Origin of the sequence: Nocardioides sp. T5 (assembly GCF_048161455.1) — a bacterium.
In the GTDB taxonomy this organism is placed as follows: domain Bacteria; phylum Actinomycetota; class Actinomycetes; order Propionibacteriales; family Nocardioidaceae; genus Nocardioides.
On sequence record NZ_CP182415.1, the window covers coordinates 471018 to 490115 of the forward strand.

At 72.8% G+C, this 19098-nt stretch carries 17 protein-coding genes and 1 riboswitch; of the genes, 9 read left to right on the forward strand and 8 right to left on the reverse strand.

Going from position 1 to position 19098, the window contains the following annotated elements; genetic code table 11:
* Window positions 1-57: 57 nt before the first annotated feature.
* Together ACNKF0_RS02245 and ACNKF0_RS02250 are read right to left on the reverse strand one after the other, a co-directional pair.
* A complete protein-coding gene (locus tag ACNKF0_RS02245; RefSeq protein ID WP_416955403.1) occupies window positions 58-549 on the reverse strand; it encodes a MarR family winged helix-turn-helix transcriptional regulator in 492 nt (163 codons plus the stop codon).
* Window positions 550-560: 11 nt separating this feature from the next.
* Window positions 561-1316: a helical backbone metal receptor gene (locus ACNKF0_RS02250; RefSeq protein ID WP_416955405.1), complete on the reverse strand. Its 756-nt coding sequence runs from the start codon at window positions 1314-1316 to the stop codon at window positions 561-563.
* A 57-nt stretch (window positions 1317-1373) separates the two neighbouring features.
* On the opposite strand from ACNKF0_RS02250, the gene ACNKF0_RS02255 reads away from it, so the two are divergent.
* Window positions 1374-2510, forward strand: coding sequence for an aldehyde dehydrogenase family protein (locus ACNKF0_RS02255; protein ID WP_416955407.1), 1137 nt, complete (start codon window positions 1374-1376; stop codon window positions 2508-2510).
* On the opposite strand, the gene ACNKF0_RS02260 is transcribed toward ACNKF0_RS02255, so the two are convergent.
* Complete coding sequence (locus tag ACNKF0_RS02260) at window positions 2438-2890, reverse strand: hypothetical protein (RefSeq protein WP_416955409.1); 453 nt, start codon at window positions 2888-2890, stop codon at window positions 2438-2440. The genes ACNKF0_RS02255 and ACNKF0_RS02260 overlap by 73 nt on opposite strands.
* 342 nt (window positions 2891-3232) lie before the next feature.
* Here ACNKF0_RS02260 and ACNKF0_RS02265 point away from each other — a divergent pair, with 342 nt between their 5' ends.
* On the forward strand, window positions 3233-3463 hold the full coding sequence (locus ACNKF0_RS02265; RefSeq protein WP_416955411.1) for a DUF4212 domain-containing protein: 231 nt from the start codon (window positions 3233-3235) through the stop codon (window positions 3461-3463).
* Entirely contained in the window at window positions 3460-5160 is a 1701-nt protein-coding gene (locus tag ACNKF0_RS02270; RefSeq protein ID WP_416955413.1) for a sodium:solute symporter family protein, read from the forward strand. Before ACNKF0_RS02265 ends, ACNKF0_RS02270 begins: the two co-directional genes overlap by 4 nt.
* Window positions 5161-5270: 110 nt before the next feature.
* On the opposite strand, the gene ACNKF0_RS02275 is transcribed toward ACNKF0_RS02270, so the two are convergent.
* The 4 genes from ACNKF0_RS02275 to ACNKF0_RS02290 form a co-directional block, all read right to left on the reverse strand.
* A complete protein-coding gene (locus tag ACNKF0_RS02275; protein WP_416955414.1) occupies window positions 5271-7142 on the reverse strand; it encodes a putative nucleotidyltransferase substrate binding domain-containing protein in 1872 nt (623 codons plus the stop codon).
* 62 nt (window positions 7143-7204) lie between these two features.
* Window positions 7205-7858 (reverse strand): hypothetical protein, encoded by a 654-nt coding sequence (locus ACNKF0_RS02280; protein ID WP_416955416.1) that lies wholly within the window; start codon window positions 7856-7858, stop codon window positions 7205-7207.
* 56 nt (window positions 7859-7914) lie between these two features.
* Window positions 7915-8355: a GNAT family N-acetyltransferase gene (locus ACNKF0_RS02285; protein ID WP_416955418.1), complete on the reverse strand. Its 441-nt coding sequence runs from the start codon at window positions 8353-8355 to the stop codon at window positions 7915-7917.
* A gap of 8 nt (window positions 8356-8363) precedes the next feature.
* Window positions 8364-9275: an alpha/beta hydrolase gene (locus ACNKF0_RS02290; RefSeq protein ID WP_416955420.1), complete on the reverse strand. Its 912-nt coding sequence runs from the start codon at window positions 9273-9275 to the stop codon at window positions 8364-8366.
* A 31-nt stretch (window positions 9276-9306) separates the two neighbouring features.
* Window positions 9307-9416, forward strand: a riboswitch (TPP riboswitch).
* Between ACNKF0_RS02290 and ACNKF0_RS02295 the strand changes: the two genes are divergently transcribed.
* The 5 genes from ACNKF0_RS02295 (at window position 9406) to ACNKF0_RS02315 (ending at window position 15964) form a co-directional block, all read left to right on the forward strand.
* Window positions 9406-10509 carry a thiamine ABC transporter substrate-binding protein gene (locus ACNKF0_RS02295; protein ID WP_416955422.1) on the forward strand — a complete coding sequence of 368 codons (1104 nt, stop codon included), beginning with the start codon at window positions 9406-9408 and terminating at the stop codon, window positions 10507-10509. Its footprint overlaps the riboswitch before it by 11 nt.
* Window positions 10506-12155 carry an ABC transporter permease gene (locus ACNKF0_RS02300; protein ID WP_416955424.1) on the forward strand — a complete coding sequence of 550 codons (1650 nt, stop codon included), beginning with the start codon at window positions 10506-10508 and terminating at the stop codon, window positions 12153-12155. Before ACNKF0_RS02295 ends, ACNKF0_RS02300 begins: the two co-directional genes overlap by 4 nt.
* Window positions 12156-12159: 4 nt before the next feature.
* A complete protein-coding gene (locus ACNKF0_RS02305; protein ID WP_416955426.1) occupies window positions 12160-13161 on the forward strand; it encodes an ABC transporter ATP-binding protein in 1002 nt (333 codons plus the stop codon).
* 21 nt (window positions 13162-13182) lie between these two features.
* Window positions 13183-14229: a phosphatase PAP2 family protein gene (locus tag ACNKF0_RS02310; protein ID WP_416955428.1), complete on the forward strand. Its 1047-nt coding sequence runs from the start codon at window positions 13183-13185 to the stop codon at window positions 14227-14229.
* A gap of 241 nt (window positions 14230-14470) precedes the next feature.
* Window positions 14471-15964: a C40 family peptidase gene (locus ACNKF0_RS02315; RefSeq protein WP_416955430.1), complete on the forward strand. Its 1494-nt coding sequence runs from the start codon at window positions 14471-14473 to the stop codon at window positions 15962-15964.
* 4 nt (window positions 15965-15968) lie between these two features.
* Here ACNKF0_RS02315 and ACNKF0_RS02320 read toward each other — a convergent pair whose 3' ends face one another.
* Window positions 15969-16853, reverse strand: coding sequence for a sulfotransferase domain-containing protein (locus tag ACNKF0_RS02320; RefSeq protein WP_416955432.1), 885 nt, complete (start codon window positions 16851-16853; stop codon window positions 15969-15971).
* Window positions 16854-16889: 36 nt separating this feature from the next.
* On the opposite strand from ACNKF0_RS02320, the gene ACNKF0_RS02325 reads away from it, so the two are divergent.
* Window positions 16890-18959, forward strand: coding sequence for an acyl-CoA dehydrogenase (locus ACNKF0_RS02325; protein WP_416955434.1), 2070 nt, complete (start codon window positions 16890-16892; stop codon window positions 18957-18959).
* The last annotated feature ends 139 nt before the right edge of the window (window positions 18960-19098 follow it).

Genomic DNA, 19098 nt, shown 5'->3' on the forward strand with positions numbered 1-19098 from the left:
ATACTAGGACATCCAACTAATTACTCGCGAGTCACGAAGGACGTCCACCTGGAAAGGTCAGGAGCCGTCGCCGAGCCCGGTGCGCAGCGTCGTCAGCCGGTCGGTCAGCTCGCGCACCTCGCCCCCAGGCAGCCCGGGCGCCTCGAACACCTGGCCGTTGAGGGCGTCCGTCGCCTCCTCGACCGCCTTGCGGCCGGCGTCCGTCAGCACGGCGCGTACGACGCGCTTGTCCTCGTCGCTGCGCACCCGCTCCACGTAGCCCTGCGCCACGAGCCGGTCGACGGCGTTGGTGACGCTCGTCGGGTGCACCTGCAGCAGCGACCCGAGCCGCGACATCGGCATCGCGGCGCCGCGGCTGAAGGAGAGCAGCCGCAGCACCTCGTAGCGGGCGAACGTCAGCCCGCGCGGGCGGAGCACCCCGTCGATGCGCTCCATCAGCAGCTGCTGCGCGCGCACGAGCGAGGTCACCATCGCCATCCCGTCGGCGGCGTCGCCCCAGCCGTGGGCCACCCACTGCCGGTGGGCCTCGCTGATCGGGTCGCGGGTCATGGGAGGGGAGGCTACTCAGGCAGGCCGGTCAGCACGGCGTGCGCCTCGACCATCGCGGGCCCGTACCAGGTGAGCAGCCGGCCCGACACCAGTCGCGTCGGCGTGCGCAACGCCTCCGGGCCGTCGTCGGCGGTGAAGACGTAGGGCTCGTCCGGGAGCAGCACGACGTCCGCGCCGGCGGCGTCGATGTCGTCCGGGGTGACGGTCGGGTAGCGCCCGTCGCGCCCGGCCGGACCGTGGGCCAGCACGTTGGTCAGCCCGGCCCGGGTGAGGAGGTCGTCGGTGTAGGTCGACGACCCGACGACCATCCACGGGTCGCGCCAGATCGGGACCGCGACGGCGAGCCGCCGCGGCGCCGGCGTCGACCACAGCGCACGCGCCTCGACCAGCCAGGCGGGGTCGTCGAGCCCGAGGGCCTCGTGGAGGAGGCGCGACATCGAGGCCAGCGCCTCCTCGACGGTCTCGATCCGGGTGACCCACACCGCGACGCCGGCGTCGCGCAGGCGGCGGACGTCGAGCTCGCGGTTCTCCTCCATGTTGGCCACGACGAGGTCGGGGGAGAGGGCGCGGACCGCCGCCAGGTCGGGGTTCTTGGTGCCGCGCACGCGCGTGACGTCGAGGTCGGCGGGGTGGGTGCACCAGTCGGTCGCGCCGACCAGCCGGTCGGGTGCGCTTGCTGCGATCGCCTCGGTGAGCGACGGCACGAGCGAGACGACGCGACGGGCCGGGCCGGACAGGGGGACGTCGGCCCCGAGGTCGTCGTGCATGGACCCGAGGCTAGCCACTGCCGAGGTGCACGCGGTGGACGTGGTGAGGTTGTCCTCATGAGCAAGCACGCCCGCCCTCGGGGGCTGCCGGTCGACGGCGTGGAGCGACCCACCGCCGACGGCTGGACGTTCCCGGTCCGCGACCCGGCGACCGCGGAGCCGCTGTGGGACGTCCCGGACGCCGGGGTCGCCGACGCGCGCGACGCGGTCACGGCCGCCCGCCGCGCCCTCGACGCGACGCAGTGGAGCACCGACGCCGACCTGCGCGCCGACACCGTACGACGCCTCGCCGCCGCCGTCGCCGACCGGGCCGACGAGCTCGTGGCCCTGATGGCGGCCGAGACCGGCGTGCCGGTCGCCCTGCGGTCCACCCACCTCGACGACGCGATCGCCGCGCTGACGGGGTCGGTGGCCCAGCAGCGCGAGCCGGCCGGGGTGACCGCCGTGGTCACGCCCGCCACCTCGCCCCTGGCCGTGGCGCTCGCGGAGGTCGGCCGGGTGCTCGGCGCCGGTGGGACGGTCGTGCTGAAGCCCGCTGCCGAGGCCGCGACCGCCGCGATCGAGCTCGGCCGGATCGCCCTCGACGTGCTGCCGCGCGGGGTGCTCAACGTCGTGACCACCCGCGACGTCGACGTCGCCATCGCGCTCACCCTCGACGAGCGCGTCGACGAGGTCTCCGTCACCGGGTCACCCGTCGTGGCCGAGCGCGTCCGGGTCGCGGGGGAGGGGGCGGGAACGCGCGTGCGCCTCGACGTCGGCGGTCCGCGCCCGGTCCGGGCGGGCGACGACGGGGACCTCGGGGCCGTCGTCGCCGCGGCCGCCCGTGCCGTCGCGGCCAACGCCGGTCAGGGCTGCCGCCTGCCGTCGAGCGTCGTCGTACCCGTGCACCGGCACGCCGAGGCGCTGCAGACCGCGGTCGCGGCGATGCAGGACGTCGTCGTCGGCGACCCGGCCGACCCTGCCACGCGCTGCGGTCCGCTGCGCTCGGCGGTCGCGCGCGACCGGGTGCGCCGCTACGTCGACCTCGCTCGCTCCGAGCGCGGCGACGTCGCCCTCGGCGGTCAGTCGCTCGACCGCGACGGGTGGTGGTTCGCCCCGACCGTGATCGGCGGGCTGTCGCGTCAGTCCCGCCTGGTGCGCGAGGAGGTGCTCGGGCCGGTGCTCGTGGTCGTCTCCGACGGGCGGAACAGCTGAGCAGCCGCGGTGGCGCCGAGCACGCCCCCGCCGAGCACCAGCACCAGGCCGGGGCCGGGGACCCAACCGCTCATGCCGACCAGCGTGAGCAGGTGCACCACCTGCCAGACGGGGAGGACCACCGCCACGACGGCGAAGATCGTCGCCTGCACCGCCGCCACCCGTCGCAGGGGGATCAACGCCCCCGCGAGCCCGAGCATCGCCGCGTAGAACGTCCACAGTCCGGCGCCGCGGGCGCCTGAGACCGAGCCGACCGCAGTGTCGATCCACGGGAGGAAGGAGCCGAGGAGGACCATCGCGACCGCGCCGGCCAGCCGACGCTTGGCCGGGTCGGGCCCGCGCCGCACCCGGGTCGCGCTCGTCGCCGTTGCACCGCTCATGGGGGGACTGTACGGAACGGCGTGGCCGAGTGGGCGGCACCGACGGACGATCGAGTGCCGTCACACGCGACGAACGGTGGTCCGTGACGCGACGAACGGTCGGTCCTGCGCGACGAACGGCACCGAAGCCCCGACTGGGCCGTGCCAGGCGGCCCCGTCGCGCCACCGGTCGACCATTTCCGACCGCTCGCCGAAAACTGTGACCCCCGTCACATGAGTGCCTTGACCCGCGTGTCGAGCCGCTGTTGTGCTGCCGGGCAGCCAGTTCCGAGTCGTCAGCCAGTGGAGGACACCGTGGATGAACACCAGCGCCGGGACTACTGGCGCCGAAACCTGAGATTGATGGCCGTGCTGCTCACGATCTGGGCGCTCGTGTCGTTCGGTGCGGGCATCTTGTTCGTGGAGCCCCTCAACGAGATCGTGATCGCCGGCTTCCCGCTGGGCTTCTGGTTCGCCCAGCAGGGCTCGATCATCACGTTCGTGATCCTGATCGCGGTCTACGTCACCCGGATGGACAAGCTCGACGCCGAGTTCGGGATCGACGAGTACGAGGAGGAGGTGCACCACTCGTGAGCGACATCCAGACCTGGACCCTCGTCTTCGTGGTCCTCACGTTCAGCATCTACATCTTCGTCGCCTACCGGAGCCGGGTCAGCACGACGTCCGGCTTCTACGTCGCCGGAGGCGGCATCCCGGCGCCCGCCAACGGCGCGGCCATCGCGGCTGACTGGATGAGCGCCGCCTCCTTCATCTCCATGGCCGGCATCATCGCCTTCGCCGGCAACGGCTACGGCGGCTCGGTCTACCTCATGGGCTGGACGGGCGGCTACGTGCTCCTCGCGCTGCTGCTGGCGCCGTACCTGCGCAAGTTCGGCAAGTACACGATCCCGGACTTCGTCGGTGACCGCTACAACGAGACCGCACGGATGGTGGCGGTGGTCGCGGCCATCGTCGTCTCCTTCGTCTACGTCGCCGGTCAGATGGCCGGCGTCGGTCTCGTCTTCACCCGCTTCCTCAAGGTGGACACGACCACCGGCGTCGTCATCGGCATGGCCATCGTGTTCTTCTACGCCGTCCTCGGCGGCATGAAGGGCATCACCTGGACCCAGGTGACGCAGTACTCCGTGCTGATCATCGCCTACCTGATCCCCGCCGTCGCCGTCTCGGCCAAGGTGACCGACGTGCCGATCCCGCAGATCGGGTTCGGCACGATCCTCGCGGAGCTGGATGCGCTGCAGACCGACCTCGGCGTCCCGGAGTACACGGCCGCGTTCGGCAGCACCAACATGCTCAACATGCTGCTGATCACCGCGGCGCTGATGTTCGGCACCGCGGGCCTGCCCCACGTGATCGTCCGCTTCTACACCGCCAAGAGCGTGCGCGCCGCGAGGTACTCGGCGCTGTGGGCGCTGTTCTTCATCGCCCTGCTCTACACGACCGCCCCGTCGGTGGCGGCCTTCAGCAAGCTGCAGATCATCCAGGACATCGAGGGCACCCAGCTCTCGCAGGTCCCCAGCTGGTTCAACACCTGGGCGGACGTCGGCCTGATCACCCAGGCGCCCGAGGCGCCGGGCGCGGTCGGTGCCCCGATCTCGGAGCTGCCCGGTGACACCGTGCTGAGCTACTCCGACGTCTTCGTCAACAACGACATCATCGTGCTCGCCTCACCCGAGATCGGCGGCCTCCCCGCCCCGATCGTCGGCCTCGTCGCGGCCGGCGCGCTGGCGGCAGCGCTGTCCACGGCGTCTGGCCTCCTGCTGGTCATCTCCAGCTCGGTCGCCAACGACGTCTACTACAAGAAGATCAACCCGCAGGCCACCGAGGCCCGGCAGCTCCTGGTCGGCCGCATCGCCATGGCCGGCGCGATCGTGATCGCCGGATACCTCGGCATCAACCCGCCCGGATTCGTGGCCCAGGTCGTGGCGCTGGCCTTCGGGCTGGCCGCAGCGAGCTTCTTCCCGATCCTGGTGCTCGGGATCTTCTGGAAGAACTGCACGGCCATGGGAGCGACGGCGGGCATGCTCGCCGGACTCCTCACGACGATGGCCTACATGCTGTGGACGATCGACATCTACGGCAACGGCGAGGGCATCTTCGGGATCCTGGAGACCGGCTTCGGCACGATCGGGATGCTGATCAACTTCGCGGTGACGATCATCGTCTCGCAGTTCACCCCGAAGCCCAGCCCGCTCATGCAGGAGCTGGTCGAGGAGATCCGCTTCCCCGGCAAGACCGAGCTCGTCGCCAAGCACGCGCAGGGCAAGGTCTGACGGAGCGCGGCAGCACCGTCGGTGCCGGGGTGGTCACCACCCCGGCGCCGACGTCGTTCAGCGGCGTCGGCGCAGCCAGGTCCTGACGCTCAGGGTCAGCGGGCCGGGCGTCATGTCAGCTCGCGGACGGGATAGCGCTGCGCGATGGCACCCTGGGCGGACCGGATCACGCCGAACGCGTCCCTGAGGTGCCGCTGCTCGAAGTGGCTGAGCACCGACGGGTCGACCCAGTTGTCGGCCGGTCTCCCCGCGCGGACCTGCTCGACCTGGTGGCGTAGCCGCAGGTGCGCGAGGAGCTCCCACGCGTCGCGCAGGTCGGCTCCCAGTGTGGGGCTGAGGCGACCGGCGGCCACGGCGTCCTCGAGCCGGGCGAGGGTCGACGTCGCCTCCGACCCGCACGCCAGCCCGTGCAGCCGCCCGATCTCGACGATGGTGTTGATCCCGCCCCGCTTCACGTCGAGCGTGTCGCGGTGCTCGCCGGACCGGTCCACGACCAGGCCGCGGAAGAACCCGAGCGGCGTGTGGTGCGACGCCGCGGCGGCGGCCAGGTGGGCCAGGAAGATCGGCGCGCCCTGTGCTGCCCGGCGCTGGACGGCGACCAGCTCGGCGGTCAGGCTCGGGTCGCCGTACTGGTGCCGCAGGTCGAAGAACACGCTGGCCTCCAGGATCGCCTTCGGGCTCGGCGTGCCGACCCAGCGCGCCACGTCGCCGCGCCAGGAGTCGAGGGGCTGGCGCCACCGGGGGTTCGTGGCCATCTTGTCGCCCGGGCACCGCCGGTAGCCGACGGTCTCCAGCCCGCTCGCGACCAGCTCGGCGAGCTCGCGGAACCACGGCGCGTGCAGGTCGGAGCGGTAGTCGTCGTGCAGCAGCAGCGCATGGTCCTGGTCGGGGGCGAGGGCCTGCTCGAAGCGCGCGCGCGAGCCCAGGGTCAGCCAGGCGTACGGCACCGGTGGCGGGCCGAGCTCGGCCTCGGCGAGCGCGATGAGTCGCTGCTCGATCGCGTCCCCGACGGCGGTGACGACCCGGCCGGCGTCGTGGGCGGACGTGCCCTGTCTGACGAGCCCGACGACGACCCAGGGCAGCCGGTTCGCCAGCTCCGCGACCGCGGCGACGTCCGGCGCCTTGGTGAGGTCGCCGACGAGGAACACGGGGTTGGCCTGCTGGAGCCGGAGCAGGTCGGTGGCCGTGACCATGCCGGCGGGTCGACCGTCCTCGACCACGGGCAGGTGGTGGATGTTGCGACGCACCATCTCGAGCAGGGCCTCCAGGGCCGGGGCGTCGGGGCGGGTGGTCGCCGGGTCCGGCGTCATGACCGCCGACACGGGGCTCGCCGGGTCCACGGCGGCGGCCAGCACCCGGGTGCGCAGGTCGCGGTCCGTCAGGATGCCGACGAGGCCCTGGTCGTCGGTCACCAGCACCGAGGAGATCCGCTCCGCCGACATCAACCGTGCAGCCTCCAGGACGGAGCCGTCGGCGCGGATGCTGACGGGTGCGCGGCCCACGAGGTCGCCCACGGTGCTGGACAGCACCGACCGCTCCGCGCCGGTCACGTCCCGCCGTTGTCGGGCGACGGCCTCGCGCAGCCGTCCGGCGCGATCCTCGAAGAAGGCCGCGAAGTCGGCGTGCCCCGCGCGGAGCTGGTGGAACAGGTCGGCGGGGAAGGCCAGGACCAGGGTGTCCTCGATTGCGCGGACGGTGACCGGCTGTGGTGCTCCGGTCGCCAGCGCGGCGCCGCCGATGCAGGTCCCGGCCGCGCCCCGCTCGACCAGCTCGTCGTCGCGGTTGCGGAGCTCGACGGCGCCCGACCTCACCACCAGCAGCTCGACCGGGGTGCTGCCCTCGGCCAGCACCACGGTGCCGCGGCGGTGGTGGCCCACACCCAGTCGGGGCGGGATCGACTCGAGGACGGCAGCAGGGAGGGAGTCGAACGGTGCGTGGGCGGAGAGGAAGTCCCGGATCTCCGCGAGCTCGACGTTGGGCACCTCCCCATCATGGCGCGAGGAGGTGCTCGGGCCGGTGCTCATGGTCGCGGCCGACGGCTCAGTCACTCCTCCCCGAGGTGCGGGTCGGCCAGCAGGTACTGCGTGAGCTTCCCCTGGTGGGTGCGGTCGTGGTGGCGCACCGGCTCCGGGACCATGCGCCCCTCCGCGGCGTCCCAGAAGCGGTCGACCCGCCGGGCCACGGCCCGGGCGAGGTGACCCGCCACTCCCTGGTGCGGGATCCACGGGTGCGGGCGGGTGGGCGAGGCGAGCTCGGCGTGGTGGAGACGCGCGCCGAGGTCCTCGGTGCCGTCGTCCTCGTCGAGCAGCGCCTCGGCGAGACGGCGTTCGAGGCCGAACACCGCGTCCATCTCGCGGTGCACCTCGGCCCAGATCTCGGGCCAGGGTCGGGTCAGGGCGTAGGTGGAGCCGTAGAGCCTGGCCTTCACCTGGGCGAGGGCCTCCTCGTAGGTGCGGCTGGCGATGATGTAGTCGTGGGCGAGGTCGTGGCCACCGGGGAGGTCGCGCACGAGCGGCGCGATCGCGTCGACCATCGCCGCGTTGTGGCGGCTGGCCATGGCGAGGAAGGTGTCGATCGCGGTGTAGTGGTCGCGGGGGTGGCGACGGTCGCCCCGCGCGCTGCTGGCCAGGGCGAGGCGGTGCCGGAGGTCGTGGTGGGTCGTGTCGAGGTCGTGGGCGAGCGTGATCACGGCGATCATCTCCTTGGGCGAGCCGTGTCCTTCCAGTCTCGCTCGCCCGGCAGCGGGCGCAAGGCCTACTGGCCGGTCCTCTCCCGTCGGGTCATCGGCACGTGCATGATCCCGTCCTCGTCGAACTCCGGCCCCGTCGCCGCAAAGCCGTAACCCTCGTAGAAGGACGTCAGCCCGGTCTGGGCGTCGAGCCGCACCTCGCGGTCGCCGCACAGGGTCATCGCCTCGTCCATCATCACGGCGGCCAGGCCGCGCCCGCGCACGGTCGGTGCGACCACGACCCGACCGATGCGGGCCCACCCGCCGTCGTCGAGCACGCGCAGGGTGCCGACGACGCGGTCCCGGCCGTCCTCGTCGTCGAGCAGCACGACGTGACGGGTGGACTCCTCGAGGTCGCGGCCGTCGAGGTCGGGGTAGGGGCAGTCCTGCTCGACGACGAACACGTCCTGGCGCAGCCGCCACACGTCGTACGCCGTGCGCACCGGCAGGTCGTCGACGCGGGCCACCAGCACCCTCATCGCAGGAACGCCCGGACCTGGCGGAAGGCCCGCGCGCTCTCGGGCACGAAGGGGAGCAGGCCGTAGACGTGGATCAGGTCGGGCTCCTCGATCGCGGTGAGGTCCCACCCGGCCTCCGCGGCCCGGCGGGCCAGCAGGCGGCAGCCGGGGGCGAGCAGGTCACGGGTGCCGTAGAGCATGATCGCCCGCGGCAGCCCGGCGAGGTCGCCGAGCGCCGGGGACACCTCCGGGCGGCCGAGGTCGTCGGCCGACCCGGCCCACCACGCGGCGTACGCCTGGGTCTTCCCGATGAACAGCCACGGGTCGATCGCATCGGCGGCGAAGGTCTCGGGCGTCGAGGTGGTGAGGTCGACCCAGGGAGCATGCAGCACCAACGACGACGCCTGCGGCAGGCCGCGGTCACGCATCGAGAGCGCCATCGCGAGCGCCAGCCCGCCGCCGGCGGAGTCGCCCGCCAGCACCGCACCGCCGTCGGAGCCCGCCCAGCGCGCGGCGTCCTCGACCAGCGCGTCGTGGGAGTCCTTCCACGTGTGCTCGGGGGCGAGCGGGTAGTCCGGCATCACGACCCGCGCGCCGATCGCGTCGGCCAGGCGGGTGGCGTAGCGGACGTGGAAGGGGTCGATCGGCGCCATGTAGCCACCGCCGTGGACGTAGTAGAGCGTCCGGTCGACCGGACGGCCGCGCGGCGTCAGGACGTGGCAGGGGAAGCCGAGGTCGGTGACGGTGGCGTCCCAGCGCTGCGCGAAGCGCGGCACCACGCGGGTCGGCAGGGCCCGGTCGGGTCCCTGGTCGAGGGTGGCGTGCCACGCCTCGACGCGCGCCCGCTCGGTCGGCTCGTCGTCGAGCTCACGGGAGCGGCGCAGGACGGGCACGAGGCGGGCGAGGAGGTCGTGGCGACGGCTCGGCATGGAGGCAGCGTAGGGGGAGGCTAGGGTGGGACCACGAAGACAGGGGAGCACGCGCAGGCGTGCTGAGAGTGCGGACCAGCCGCAGACCCTCCGAACCTGATCCGGTTAGCACCGGCGCAAGGGAGTCAAGATGAAGCACGTACGCGTCCGCGCTGCCCTCACGGCATCGATCCCGGCCCTCGCCTCGGCCCTGCTGCTGAGCAGCTGCAGCCTCGTGGGCAGCGGCGACGAGCCTCGGGCCACGGAGTCGCCAGCCCCATCGGACGGGACCGGCGAGGGTGCCGAGACCGGGGGCCCCGTCGTCCTCGCCACGCACGAGTCGTTCCACCTGCCGAAGAAGCTGGTGAAGGCCTTCGAGGCGGAGACCGGCTACGACCTCGAGGTCCGCGCCGCGGGCGACGCCGGCACCCTGGCCACCAAGCTCAGCCTCACCGCCGACAACCCGATCGCCGACGCGGCGTTCGGCATCGACAACACCTTCGCGTCCCGCCCGCTCGGCGAGGGCGCCTTCGCCGAGGTCACGACGACGGCGACCCCGCCCGAGGAGTACGCCCTGCCCGAGGGCGGCGACCGGCTGGTGCCGATCGACTCGGCCAACGTGTGCGTCAACGTCGACACCACCTGGTTCGAGCAGGAGGGCCTCGAGCCGCCGCGCACCCTCGAGGACCTCGCCGACGAGCAGTACGCCGACCTCCTCGTCACCCCGGGGGCCTCGACCAGCAGCCCCGGCATGGCGTTCTTCCTGGCCACCGTCGCTGCCTTCGGCGACGACTGGCCGGACTACTGGACCGACCTGCTCGACAACGGGGCCAAGGTCGTCGACGGCTGGGAGGACGCCTACTACGGCGACTTCACCGCCGGGTCGGACAACGGCACCCGGCCGATCGTCGTGTCCTACGACTCCTCGCCCGCCTTCACCGTCGACGGCGGCGAGTCCACGACGGCGGCCCTGCTCGACACCTGCTTCCGCCAGGTGGAGTACGCCGGAGTGCTGGCGGGCGCCGACAACCCCGAGGGCGCCGCGGCGCTGGTCGACTGGATGCTCAGCGACGAGGTGCAGAGCGCGCTGCCGGAGTCGATGTACGTCTTCCCGGTCATGCCGGGCGCGACGGTCCCCGAGGACTGGGCCGCCTTCGCCCCGCAGCCCAGCGACCCCTACGAGGTCGACCCCGCCGACGTCGACGCCAACCGCGAGCAGTGGCTGACCGAGTGGACCGACGTCATCTCGCGATGACGTCACCCCAGGCCCGCCGCCTGCTGGCCCTCGTCCTCCTCGCCGCGGGCCCCGTCCTGGTGCTCGGCGCGCTGTTCGTGCTGCCGGTGGCCGGGATGATCGCCGAGGGCTTCCTGGTCGACGGCCAGTTCGCGCCGGGGGCGGTCGTCGACGTCCTCGCACGTCCCCGGGTGCACCGGGTCGCCTGGTTCACCGTGTGGACCTCCGGCCTCGCGACGGTGCTGGCGGTCGTCCTCGGCCTCCCGGCGGCGTACGCCCTGCACCGGCTCGCGCTGCCCGGACGCGCGGCGGTGCGCGCGGCGCTGCTGGTGCCGTTCGTGCTGCCGACGGTCGTGGTCGGCGTGGCGTTCCGCCAGCTGCTGGGGGAGGGCGGCCCCCTCGGCTTCCTCGGCCTGGACGGCACGCCCGTCGCCATCGTGCTCGGCCTGGTCTTCTTCAACGTCGCCGTCGTGGTGCGCACCGTCGGCGTCGCGTGGGAGTCGCTCGACCCCCGCCCCGGGCAGGCCGCGGCCGCCCTCGGCGCCACGCCGTGGCAGGTGCTGCGCACCGTCACCCTGCCGGCGCTGCGGCCCGCGATCGTCGGCGCCGCGAGCATCGTCTTCCTCTTCTGCGCGACCGCCTTCGGCATCGTGCTCACCCTCGGCGGCGTCCGGCACGCGACGATCGAGACCGAGATCTACCTGCTCACCACCACCGTCTTCGACCTGCAGGCAGCCGCCGCGCTGTCGGTGCTGCAGATCGTGGCCGTCGTCGGCCTGCTCGCGCTCGCCGCACGGCTGCGCGCGACCCCCGACCCGACGACCCTGCGTGCCGTGGCGCCCGTGCGGGCCGTACGCCGCTCCGACGCGCCGGTCGTCGTCGCGACCGTGCTGGTGCTGGTCGCGATGCTGCTGCCCATCCTCACCCTTGTGCTCGGCTCGCTGAGCGTCGGCGACGGCTGGGGCCTGGACAACTACCGCGCGCTCACCACGACCGGCGACAACCAGGCGCTGCTCGTGCCGGTCACCACCGCGCTCGCGACCAGCCTGCGCACGGCAGTCGACGCGACGTGGATGGCGCTGCTGGTGGGGGGATCCGTGGCGCTGATCGTCACGCGGCGCTCGCACTTCGTCGCCGAGCGCCGGCTGCGCTCGACCCTCGACGGCCTCTTCATGCTGCCCCTGGGCGTGAGCGCCGTGACCCTCGGCTTCGGCTTCCTCATCACCCTCGACGAGCCGCCGCTCGACCTGCGCGACTCCCCGCTGCTGGTCCCGATGGCGCAGGCGCTCGTCGCCCTGCCGCTCGTCGTGCGGACCCTCACGCCGGTGCTCGGCGGCATCGACGACCAGCAGCGGCAGGCGGCCGCCTCCCTGGGCGCCTCGCCGTGGCGGACCCTGCTCACCGTCGACCTGCCGGTGGCGTGGAAGCCGATGCTCGCCGCCAGCGGGTTCGCGTTCGCCGCGTCGCTGGGGGAGTTCGGGGCGACCTCGTTCCTCGCCCGCGACACCGACCCGACCCTTCCGGTCGTCATCTTCCGGCTGATCGGCCATCCCGGAGCGATGAACTACGGCATGGCGCTCGCCGCCTCGGTCGTCCTCGCGGTCGCGACCGCTGCGGTGATGCTGGCCGTCGAGCGCTTGCGCGTGCCGGGTGTGGGAGCGTTCTAGGGCCATGCTCCAGCTCACCGACGTCACCGTGCGCTACGGCGACACCGCGGCCGTCGACCACGTGTCCCTCGACCTCGCGCCAGGGCAGGTGCTCGCCGTGCTCGGTCCGTCGGGCTGCGGCAAGTCCACGCTGCTGCGCGCCGTCGCCGGCCTCGAGCCGCTCGACGCCGGCTCGATCTCGTGGGCCGGCGACGACCTCGCCGGCGTGCCCACCCACAAGCGCGGCTTCGCGCTGATGTTCCAGGACGGGCAGCTCTTCGCCCACCTCACCGTCGCCCGCAACGTCGCCTACGCCCTGCGCCTGCGTCGTACGCCGTCGGCCCGCCTCGCCGAGCGGGTGCGCGAGCTGCTCGAGCTCGTCGGCCTCGCCGGGTACGACGACCGGCTGCCCGGCACGCTCTCCGGGGGCGAGCGGCAGCGGGTCGCCCTCGCGCGCGCCCTGGCCGTCGAGCCGCGGTTGATCCTGCTCGACGAGCCGCTGTCGGCGCTCGACGCGTCCCTGCGCGAGCGGCTCGCCGGCGACCTGCGCGAGATCCTCCACGCCGCCGGCACCACGGCCCTGTTGGTCACGCACGACCACGAGGAGGCCTTCGCGCTCGCCGACCGGCTCGCGGTGATGCGCGCGGGCCACGTCGTGCAGCAGGGTGCGATCGACGAGGTGTGGCGCGAGCCGGTCGACGAGGAGACCGCCCTGTTCCTCGGCTACGCCCGCGTGCTGCGCGACCAGGCGGCGCGGCGGGTGCTGGACGCCGCCGGGCTCCCGCCGGCGTACGCCGTCGCGCTCCGCCGCTCGGCCCTCGTCGTCGACGACGACGGCCCCCTGCGCGCTGTCGTCGAGTCCGCCCGCGTGACGCCCGAGCTCGTGCGGCTCGTCGTCGGGGTCGAGGGCGTCGGCACCGTGGACGCCGTCGGACCGCTCGGTGGCCGGATCGCCCCCGGCGACGAGGTGTCGCTGCGCGTCGACGTGACCCGGCTCGCTGTGCCGCCGATCACGGCCCGGTCGTGACCCGTCCCTAGACTGACGTCCGTGTACAGACCGGCCTATGCCCTGCTCGTGGGAGTCGCCGCCACCATGGGTGCGCTGGCGGTCACGGCCGCGCTCGTGCTCGACCGGCGACTGGTGGACCCCGAGGGCTTCCTCGGCCCGGCCTGGCTGCGCCTGCCCCTGCTGATCCTGGGCGCCTTCCTGCTCGACCTGCTGCCGCGGGCGCTGTGGTACTCGCGGATGAAGCCGGCCCTCATGCCCGACATCGTTCGCGAGCGCATCCGCACCCACTGGGACCGCGAACGCATCACCCTCGTGGTGCTCGGGCTCGTGGCCTTCTACATCACCTACGTCTCCTACCGGAACCTCAAGTCGTTCCTCCCCTTCATCATGGGCGAGGACAAGTACGACCGAGAGCTGCACCTGGTCGACCGAGCCCTGATGTTCGGCCACGAGCCGGCGACGATCCTGCACACGATCTTCGGCACCGGTTTCTCGGCCCACATCCTCTCCACGATCTACCTGTGGTTCCTGCCGCTCGTGCCGCTGGCACTCGCCGCCTGGCTGGTGTGGTCGCGCAACATCACCTTCGGCTACTGGTTCGCCACCTCGCAGTGCCTGGCCTGGTCGCTCGGCACCGCGTCCTACTACGCGCTGCCCACCCTCGGCCCCGGCTTCCAGTACAGCTACCTCTACGCCGACCTTCCCGACACCGGCTCGAGCGCGTTGATGGAGTCGCTGTTCTACGGGCGCAAGGGGGTCATCCGCGACGGAGCGGAGGGAGCCGTGCAGTCCGTGGCCGGCTTCGCCTCGCTCCACGTCGCGATCACCCTGCTCGTCGCGCTGATGGTGCAGTACACGCTGCGCAACCGGATCCTGCACATCGTGTTCTGGACCAACTTCGCCATCACCGTCGTGGCGACCCTCTACTTCGGCTGGCACTACATCGCCGACGACCTCGCCGGCGTCGTCATCGCCCTCTTCGCCTTCTGGCTCGGCGGTTTGGCCAGCGGGCAGAAGTTCGACAGACGGGGGTTGTCGAGCCACCCCACCTCCACGACCAGCCAGGTCCCCGTCGACGCCGAGTGACCGCCCCCTCCATCGATATCTGAGGACACGGCGGTCGTGGATGCGCCTCGGATCCGTCCGCGGCGTCCTCAGTTATCGGTCGAGCCGAGAACTACATGGATGTAGTTCGCAAGCCGACACGCCGGGCGGTGGTGAAAAAGTTGGGGAAAGTGTTCCCAGTGTGACGAAAGTTCACTAACGTGCCTCGAGTTGCCCGTGCGAAGGGGAAGTCGCGCGGGCCCGAGACCCTCTGGGAGCCCCCGTGCCCGTCGCACCGCCGCACGACCACGAGCCGCCGCGTCGTACGACGTCGCGCTGGGCCAGCGCGGTCGTCCTCGTCGCCGGCCTGGCGCTGGGCGGTGGGCACGCGGCGTACGCCGACGGCGACCCGGTCCCGAGCGAGGCGGACGTCGCGGCCGCCCAGGGCCGTGCCGAGGCGAAGGGGCGCGACGTCGCGGCCGTGCAGGCCGACCTCATCCGCGCGAACCTCTCCCTCGAGTCCGCCGGCGACCGCGCGGCCCAGGCTGCCGAGGCGTGGAACGGTGCGCGTTGGCGCGCCGAGCAGGCCCGCGCCGACGCCGTCGAGGCGGAGGAGGCCGCGGAGGCTGCCCGGGAGGACGTCGCGACGCAGCGCGAGCTCTACGCCGCCACGGTGGTGCAGTCCTACGAGGACGGCAGCCAGGTGCAGGGGCTCGCGGCGGTCGTCGAGGCCGACGGCGTCGAGTCGCTCATCGACCGCACCGTGACCATGGGCAACACCTCGGACGCCCTTGACCACCAGTACGACGCGTTCCTCGCCTCGTCGGCCGTCGCCGACGTCACCGCGTCGACCGCCACCCAGGCATCCGAGCGCGCAGCGACGGCCGAGGCCGAGGCGGAGGAGGCCCGCGACGCGGCGGCAGCCGCCGAGGCAGCCGCGGGCGCCGAGGCGCAGTCAGTGTCCGCCATCAAGTCCGACCTCCTCGCCGAGCTCGCCGAGCTCGAGGGGATCAGCGTGCGACTGGCCGAGAAGCGCCAGTCCGCGCTCGAGCGGGCCGCCGCCGAGGCCGCCGCTGCCGCGGCGCAGGCGGAGGCGGAGGCGGAAGCCCAGGCCGAGGCGGAGGCGCAGGCCGCAGCGGTGGCTCAGGCGCAGGCCGAGGCGGACGCGCAGGCCCAGGCGCAGGAGCAGCAGCCGACCCCCACGCCGACGCCGACCCCGACGCCGAGCGCGACCCCCACCCCGACGCCGACCGAGGCTCCGACGCCCACCGAGGCCCCGACGCCCACCCCGACGCCCACCGAAGCCCCGACCCCCACCGAAGCCCCAACACCCACCGAGACCCCCGCCCCGACCGAGGTGCCGACCCCGACGCCCGCCCCGCCCCCGCCCGTACCTCCCGCGCCGCCGGCGTCGACGGGTGCCGCGGCCGCGATCGCGTTCGCCACGGCACAGCTCGGCGACCCCTACAAGTGGGGCGCGTCCGGTCCGGACGCCTGGGACTGCTCGGGACTCACGTCGGGCGCCTGGGCCGCGGGCGGGAAGTCGCTGCCCCACTACTCGGTCGCGCAGTACACCCAGTCCACGAAGATCACGGCCGGCCAGCTCGCGCCGGGCGACCTCGTCTTCTGGGGATCCTCGAGCAGCCCGAGCTCGATCTACCACGTCGCGATCTACCTCGGCGACGGCCAGGTCATCCACGCCCCGCGCACCGGCCGCCCGGTCAGCCAGGAGTCGATGTACTCCTGGCGGGCGCCGAACTTCTTCGCCCGTCCCTGACCCCTCAGCGCACCTTCCGCGCGAACCGGGCCGCGAGCTCGCCGGGGTCCAGCCGCCCGTCGAGGACGAGGCGGGTGGGCCAGGCCGAGGTGTCGATGTCGGAGAGCTCCTCGAAGAGCGCGAGGTCCTTGGCGTAGACCTCCGCGACGCGCGCGAGGTCGTCCGCGGTGGGCGCGGTGCCCGGCACCTGCTCGGCACCGGCGTGCCAGTTCTGCAGCGGCGGCACGTGCTCGAAGCGCGGCAGGTCGAGGAAGTCGGTCGTGCGGTCGACGGTCGCGGGGAAGTCCGCCAGCATTGTGCGCAGCTCGAGGAGGAGCCACTGACGCCGGTCGAACAGCTCGAAGCCGCGCTGCAGCTGCTCGCCGTAGAACCCGCGCGCCAGGCCCGTCATGTGCCGCCACCGCATCGTGCGTACGTCGTCGGGCACCTCGTCGGGCAGCGACGTGTGGGGCCACTCGGTCAGGAAGTCCGGCCAGTCGGGCCAGGCGAGGTTGCGCGAGCGCAGCATCACCCAGTGGGAGAAGAGCCGCTCCAGCGGGTCGCGGAACACCGCGACGAGCGGCATGTCCGGCTTGTAGGCACGCATCCGCTCCAGGGCGTGCGGCCAGTAGAGGTACGTCGGCGACGCGTCGCCGAGCAGCCGGTGCACGCGGGCGCGGCGCGGCGCGGAGTAGTCGCGGTCGTAGTCGGGTGCCGACCAGTCGACGTCCTCGTCGTCGAAGTAGTGGCGCTCCTTGTCGGGCGCCTGGCACACGAGGCGGTGCTGGTTGAGCGTCACCGCGAGCGTCGACGTACCGCCCTTCTGCACGCCCACGACGGCGAAGTTGTAGGCCATCGTCCCCAGCGGCTCGCCCTGGGCACCCGACGGGGTGGCTTCCGACACGTTCATCGCGGTGAACCTACAGGGATGGCTACCTTTGGCGACATGGCCACCGACCAGGTTCCGCCCATCGCCGACGAGCTGCCGACGCCTCTGCCGGAGACCGCACCGGCGCGCGTCGAGGACGACGCGGTCCATGCCGACGACTCGGGCTACCGGCAGCCCGAGGTCGACGTCGACGCGCTGCGCACCCTGCTCGACGGCCGCTACCGCGAGGTCCGCGACCTCGTCCGCGACAACCTCGCCGAGCACGCGCAGATCCTGCTCGACGAGGAGCAGATGAGCACCGCCGACTTCCGCGAGCGCGTCCGCGACGTCGTGGTGATGATGGCGGAGACCGGCCAGACCGGCATGGGCTTCCCGGAGGAGTACGGCGGTGGCGGCGACATCGGCGCCTCGGTCGCGGCCTTCGAGACCCTGGCCTACGGCGACCTGTCGGTGCTGGTGAAGGTGGGCGTGCAGTTCGGGCTCTTCGGTGGCGCGATCCTGCAGCTCGGCACGAAGCACCACCACGACGCCCACCTCGCCGACCTGGTGAGCGGCCGCACGATGGGGTGCTTCGCGATGACCGAGAGCGGGCACGGCTCCAACGTGCAGGCGCTCGGGACCGTGGCGACGTACGACGCCGCGGCGCAGGAGTTCGTGATCACCACGCCCGACGACACGAGCCGCAAGGACTACATCGGCAACGCCGCGGCCCATGCGGAGCTCGCCGTGGTGTTCGCCCAGCTCGAGGTCGACGGGGAGCGGCACGGCGTGCACGCCTTCGTCGTCCCGGTCCGCGAGGGCGGTCGGGTCCTCGACGGTGTCCGCATCGAGGACTGCGGCCCCAAGATGGGCCTCAACGGCGTGGACAACGGTCGCCTCTGGTTCGACGGGGTCCGGGTGCCGCGCACGGCGCTGCTCAACCAGTTCGCCGAGGTGACGCCCGAGGGGCGCTACCTCTCGCCCATCGACAACCCCAACAAGCGGTTCTTCACGATGCTCGGCACCCTCGTCCAGGGTCGCGTCTGCGTCGGTGGCGCCGGCATCAACGCCTCGAAGGTCGCGCTCACCATCGCCACCCGCTACGCCGTGCGCCGCCGCCAGTTCGAGGCGACGTCGCCCGACGAGGAGCAGGTGCTCCTCGACTATGGCATGCACCAGCGCCGCCTGCTGCCGCTGATCGCGCGGACGTACGCCCTCCACTTCGCGCAGGAGGTCGTCGCCGGGCAGCTGCACGACGTCTTCTCCGGCCCCGGGCCGATCGAGGAGGGCAGCGACGAGCACGCCCGGCGGATGCTGGAGTCGCGTGCCGCGGGCACGAAGGCCCTCGGCACCTGGCACGCCACCCGCACCATCCAGGAGTGCCGCGAGGCGTGCGGCGGTGCGGGCTACCTCAGCGAGAACCGGTTCGCCGCGCTCAAGGCCGACACCGACGTCTTCACCACCTTCGAGGGCGACAACCACGTCCTCCTGCAGCTGGTGGCCAAGGGCCTGCTCACCGACTACGCCGGCGAGTTCGAGGACATGGACCAGCTCGGCATGGCCCGTTTCGTCGCCGGCCTCGCGGTCGAGACCGTCGTCGAGCGCACGGCGGTGCACAAGCTCGTGCAGTCGGTGCGCGACCTGCTGCCCGGCGGCGACACCTGGGACCAGGAGGCCGGGCTGCTCGACCCCAACTACCAGCTCGCCATGCTGCGCTTCCGCGAGGAGCACATGATCGGCGGCGTCGCGCGCCGCCTCAAGCGCGGCATCGACCAGGGGATGAACGCCGGCGCCGTCTTCTCCCGGGTGCAGGACCACGTCATCGCCGCCGCCCGCGCGCACACCGAGCGGCTCGTGCTGGAGGCGTTCGTGCAGAAGACGGCCGGCCTCCCCGACGGCGACCTCAAGGTCGCGCTCAACCTGCTGTGCGACCTCCACGCCCTGTCCGCGATCGAGGCCGACCGGGCGTGGTTCATGGAGCACGGCCGCCTCTCCAGTGCCCGGTCCAAGGCCATCAGCCGCGAGATCAACGCGCTGTGCCGCAAGGTCCGCCCGATCGCGGTCGACCTCGTCGACGCCTTCGGGGTGCCGGAGGAGATGCTGCGCAGCCCCGAGCTGCTCGGCTGGCCCATCGGCTCGGACGACTGACGTGCGGCTCCGCGCGCCTCAAGGAGGTGCCTCTCACCTCCATGGCCTGCTGCGCGACGCCCGGGGTGCACGCTGGCTTCGTTCTCGTCAGTCGCCATGGCTCCGCCATGTCTCCCTCCTCGGCCTTGCCATCGCACAC

Bases quoted from the DNA above. Each gene is read 5' to 3' on its own strand.
- ACNKF0_RS02245 (WP_416955403.1), bottom strand. From the start codon at position 549: ATGACCCGCGACCCGATCAGCGAGGCCCACCGGCAGTGGGTGGCCCAC.
- ACNKF0_RS02250 (WP_416955405.1), bottom strand. From the start codon at position 1,316: ATGCACGACGACCTCGGGGCCGACGTCCCCCTGTCCGGCCCGGCCCGT.
- ACNKF0_RS02255 (WP_416955407.1), top strand. From the start codon at position 1,374: ATGAGCAAGCACGCCCGCCCTCGGGGGCTGCCGGTCGACGGCGTGGAG.
- ACNKF0_RS02260 (WP_416955409.1), bottom strand. From the start codon at position 2,890: ATGAGCGGTGCAACGGCGACGAGCGCGACCCGGGTGCGGCGCGGGCCC.
- ACNKF0_RS02265 (WP_416955411.1), top strand. From the start codon at position 3,233: ATGGCCGTGCTGCTCACGATCTGGGCGCTCGTGTCGTTCGGTGCGGGC.
- ACNKF0_RS02280 (WP_416955416.1), bottom strand. From the start codon at position 7,858: ATGATCGCCGTGATCACGCTCGCCCACGACCTCGACACGACCCACCAC.
- ACNKF0_RS02290 (WP_416955420.1), bottom strand. From the start codon at position 9,275: ATGCCGAGCCGTCGCCACGACCTCCTCGCCCGCCTCGTGCCCGTCCTG.
- ACNKF0_RS02295 (WP_416955422.1), top strand. From the start codon at position 9,406: ATGAAGCACGTACGCGTCCGCGCTGCCCTCACGGCATCGATCCCGGCC.
- ACNKF0_RS02300 (WP_416955424.1), top strand. From the start codon at position 10,506: ATGACGTCACCCCAGGCCCGCCGCCTGCTGGCCCTCGTCCTCCTCGCC.
- ACNKF0_RS02305 (WP_416955426.1), top strand. From the start codon at position 12,160: ATGCTCCAGCTCACCGACGTCACCGTGCGCTACGGCGACACCGCGGCC.
- ACNKF0_RS02320 (WP_416955432.1), bottom strand. From the start codon at position 16,853: ATGAACGTGTCGGAAGCCACCCCGTCGGGTGCCCAGGGCGAGCCGCTG.
- ACNKF0_RS02325 (WP_416955434.1), top strand. From the start codon at position 16,890: ATGGCCACCGACCAGGTTCCGCCCATCGCCGACGAGCTGCCGACGCCT.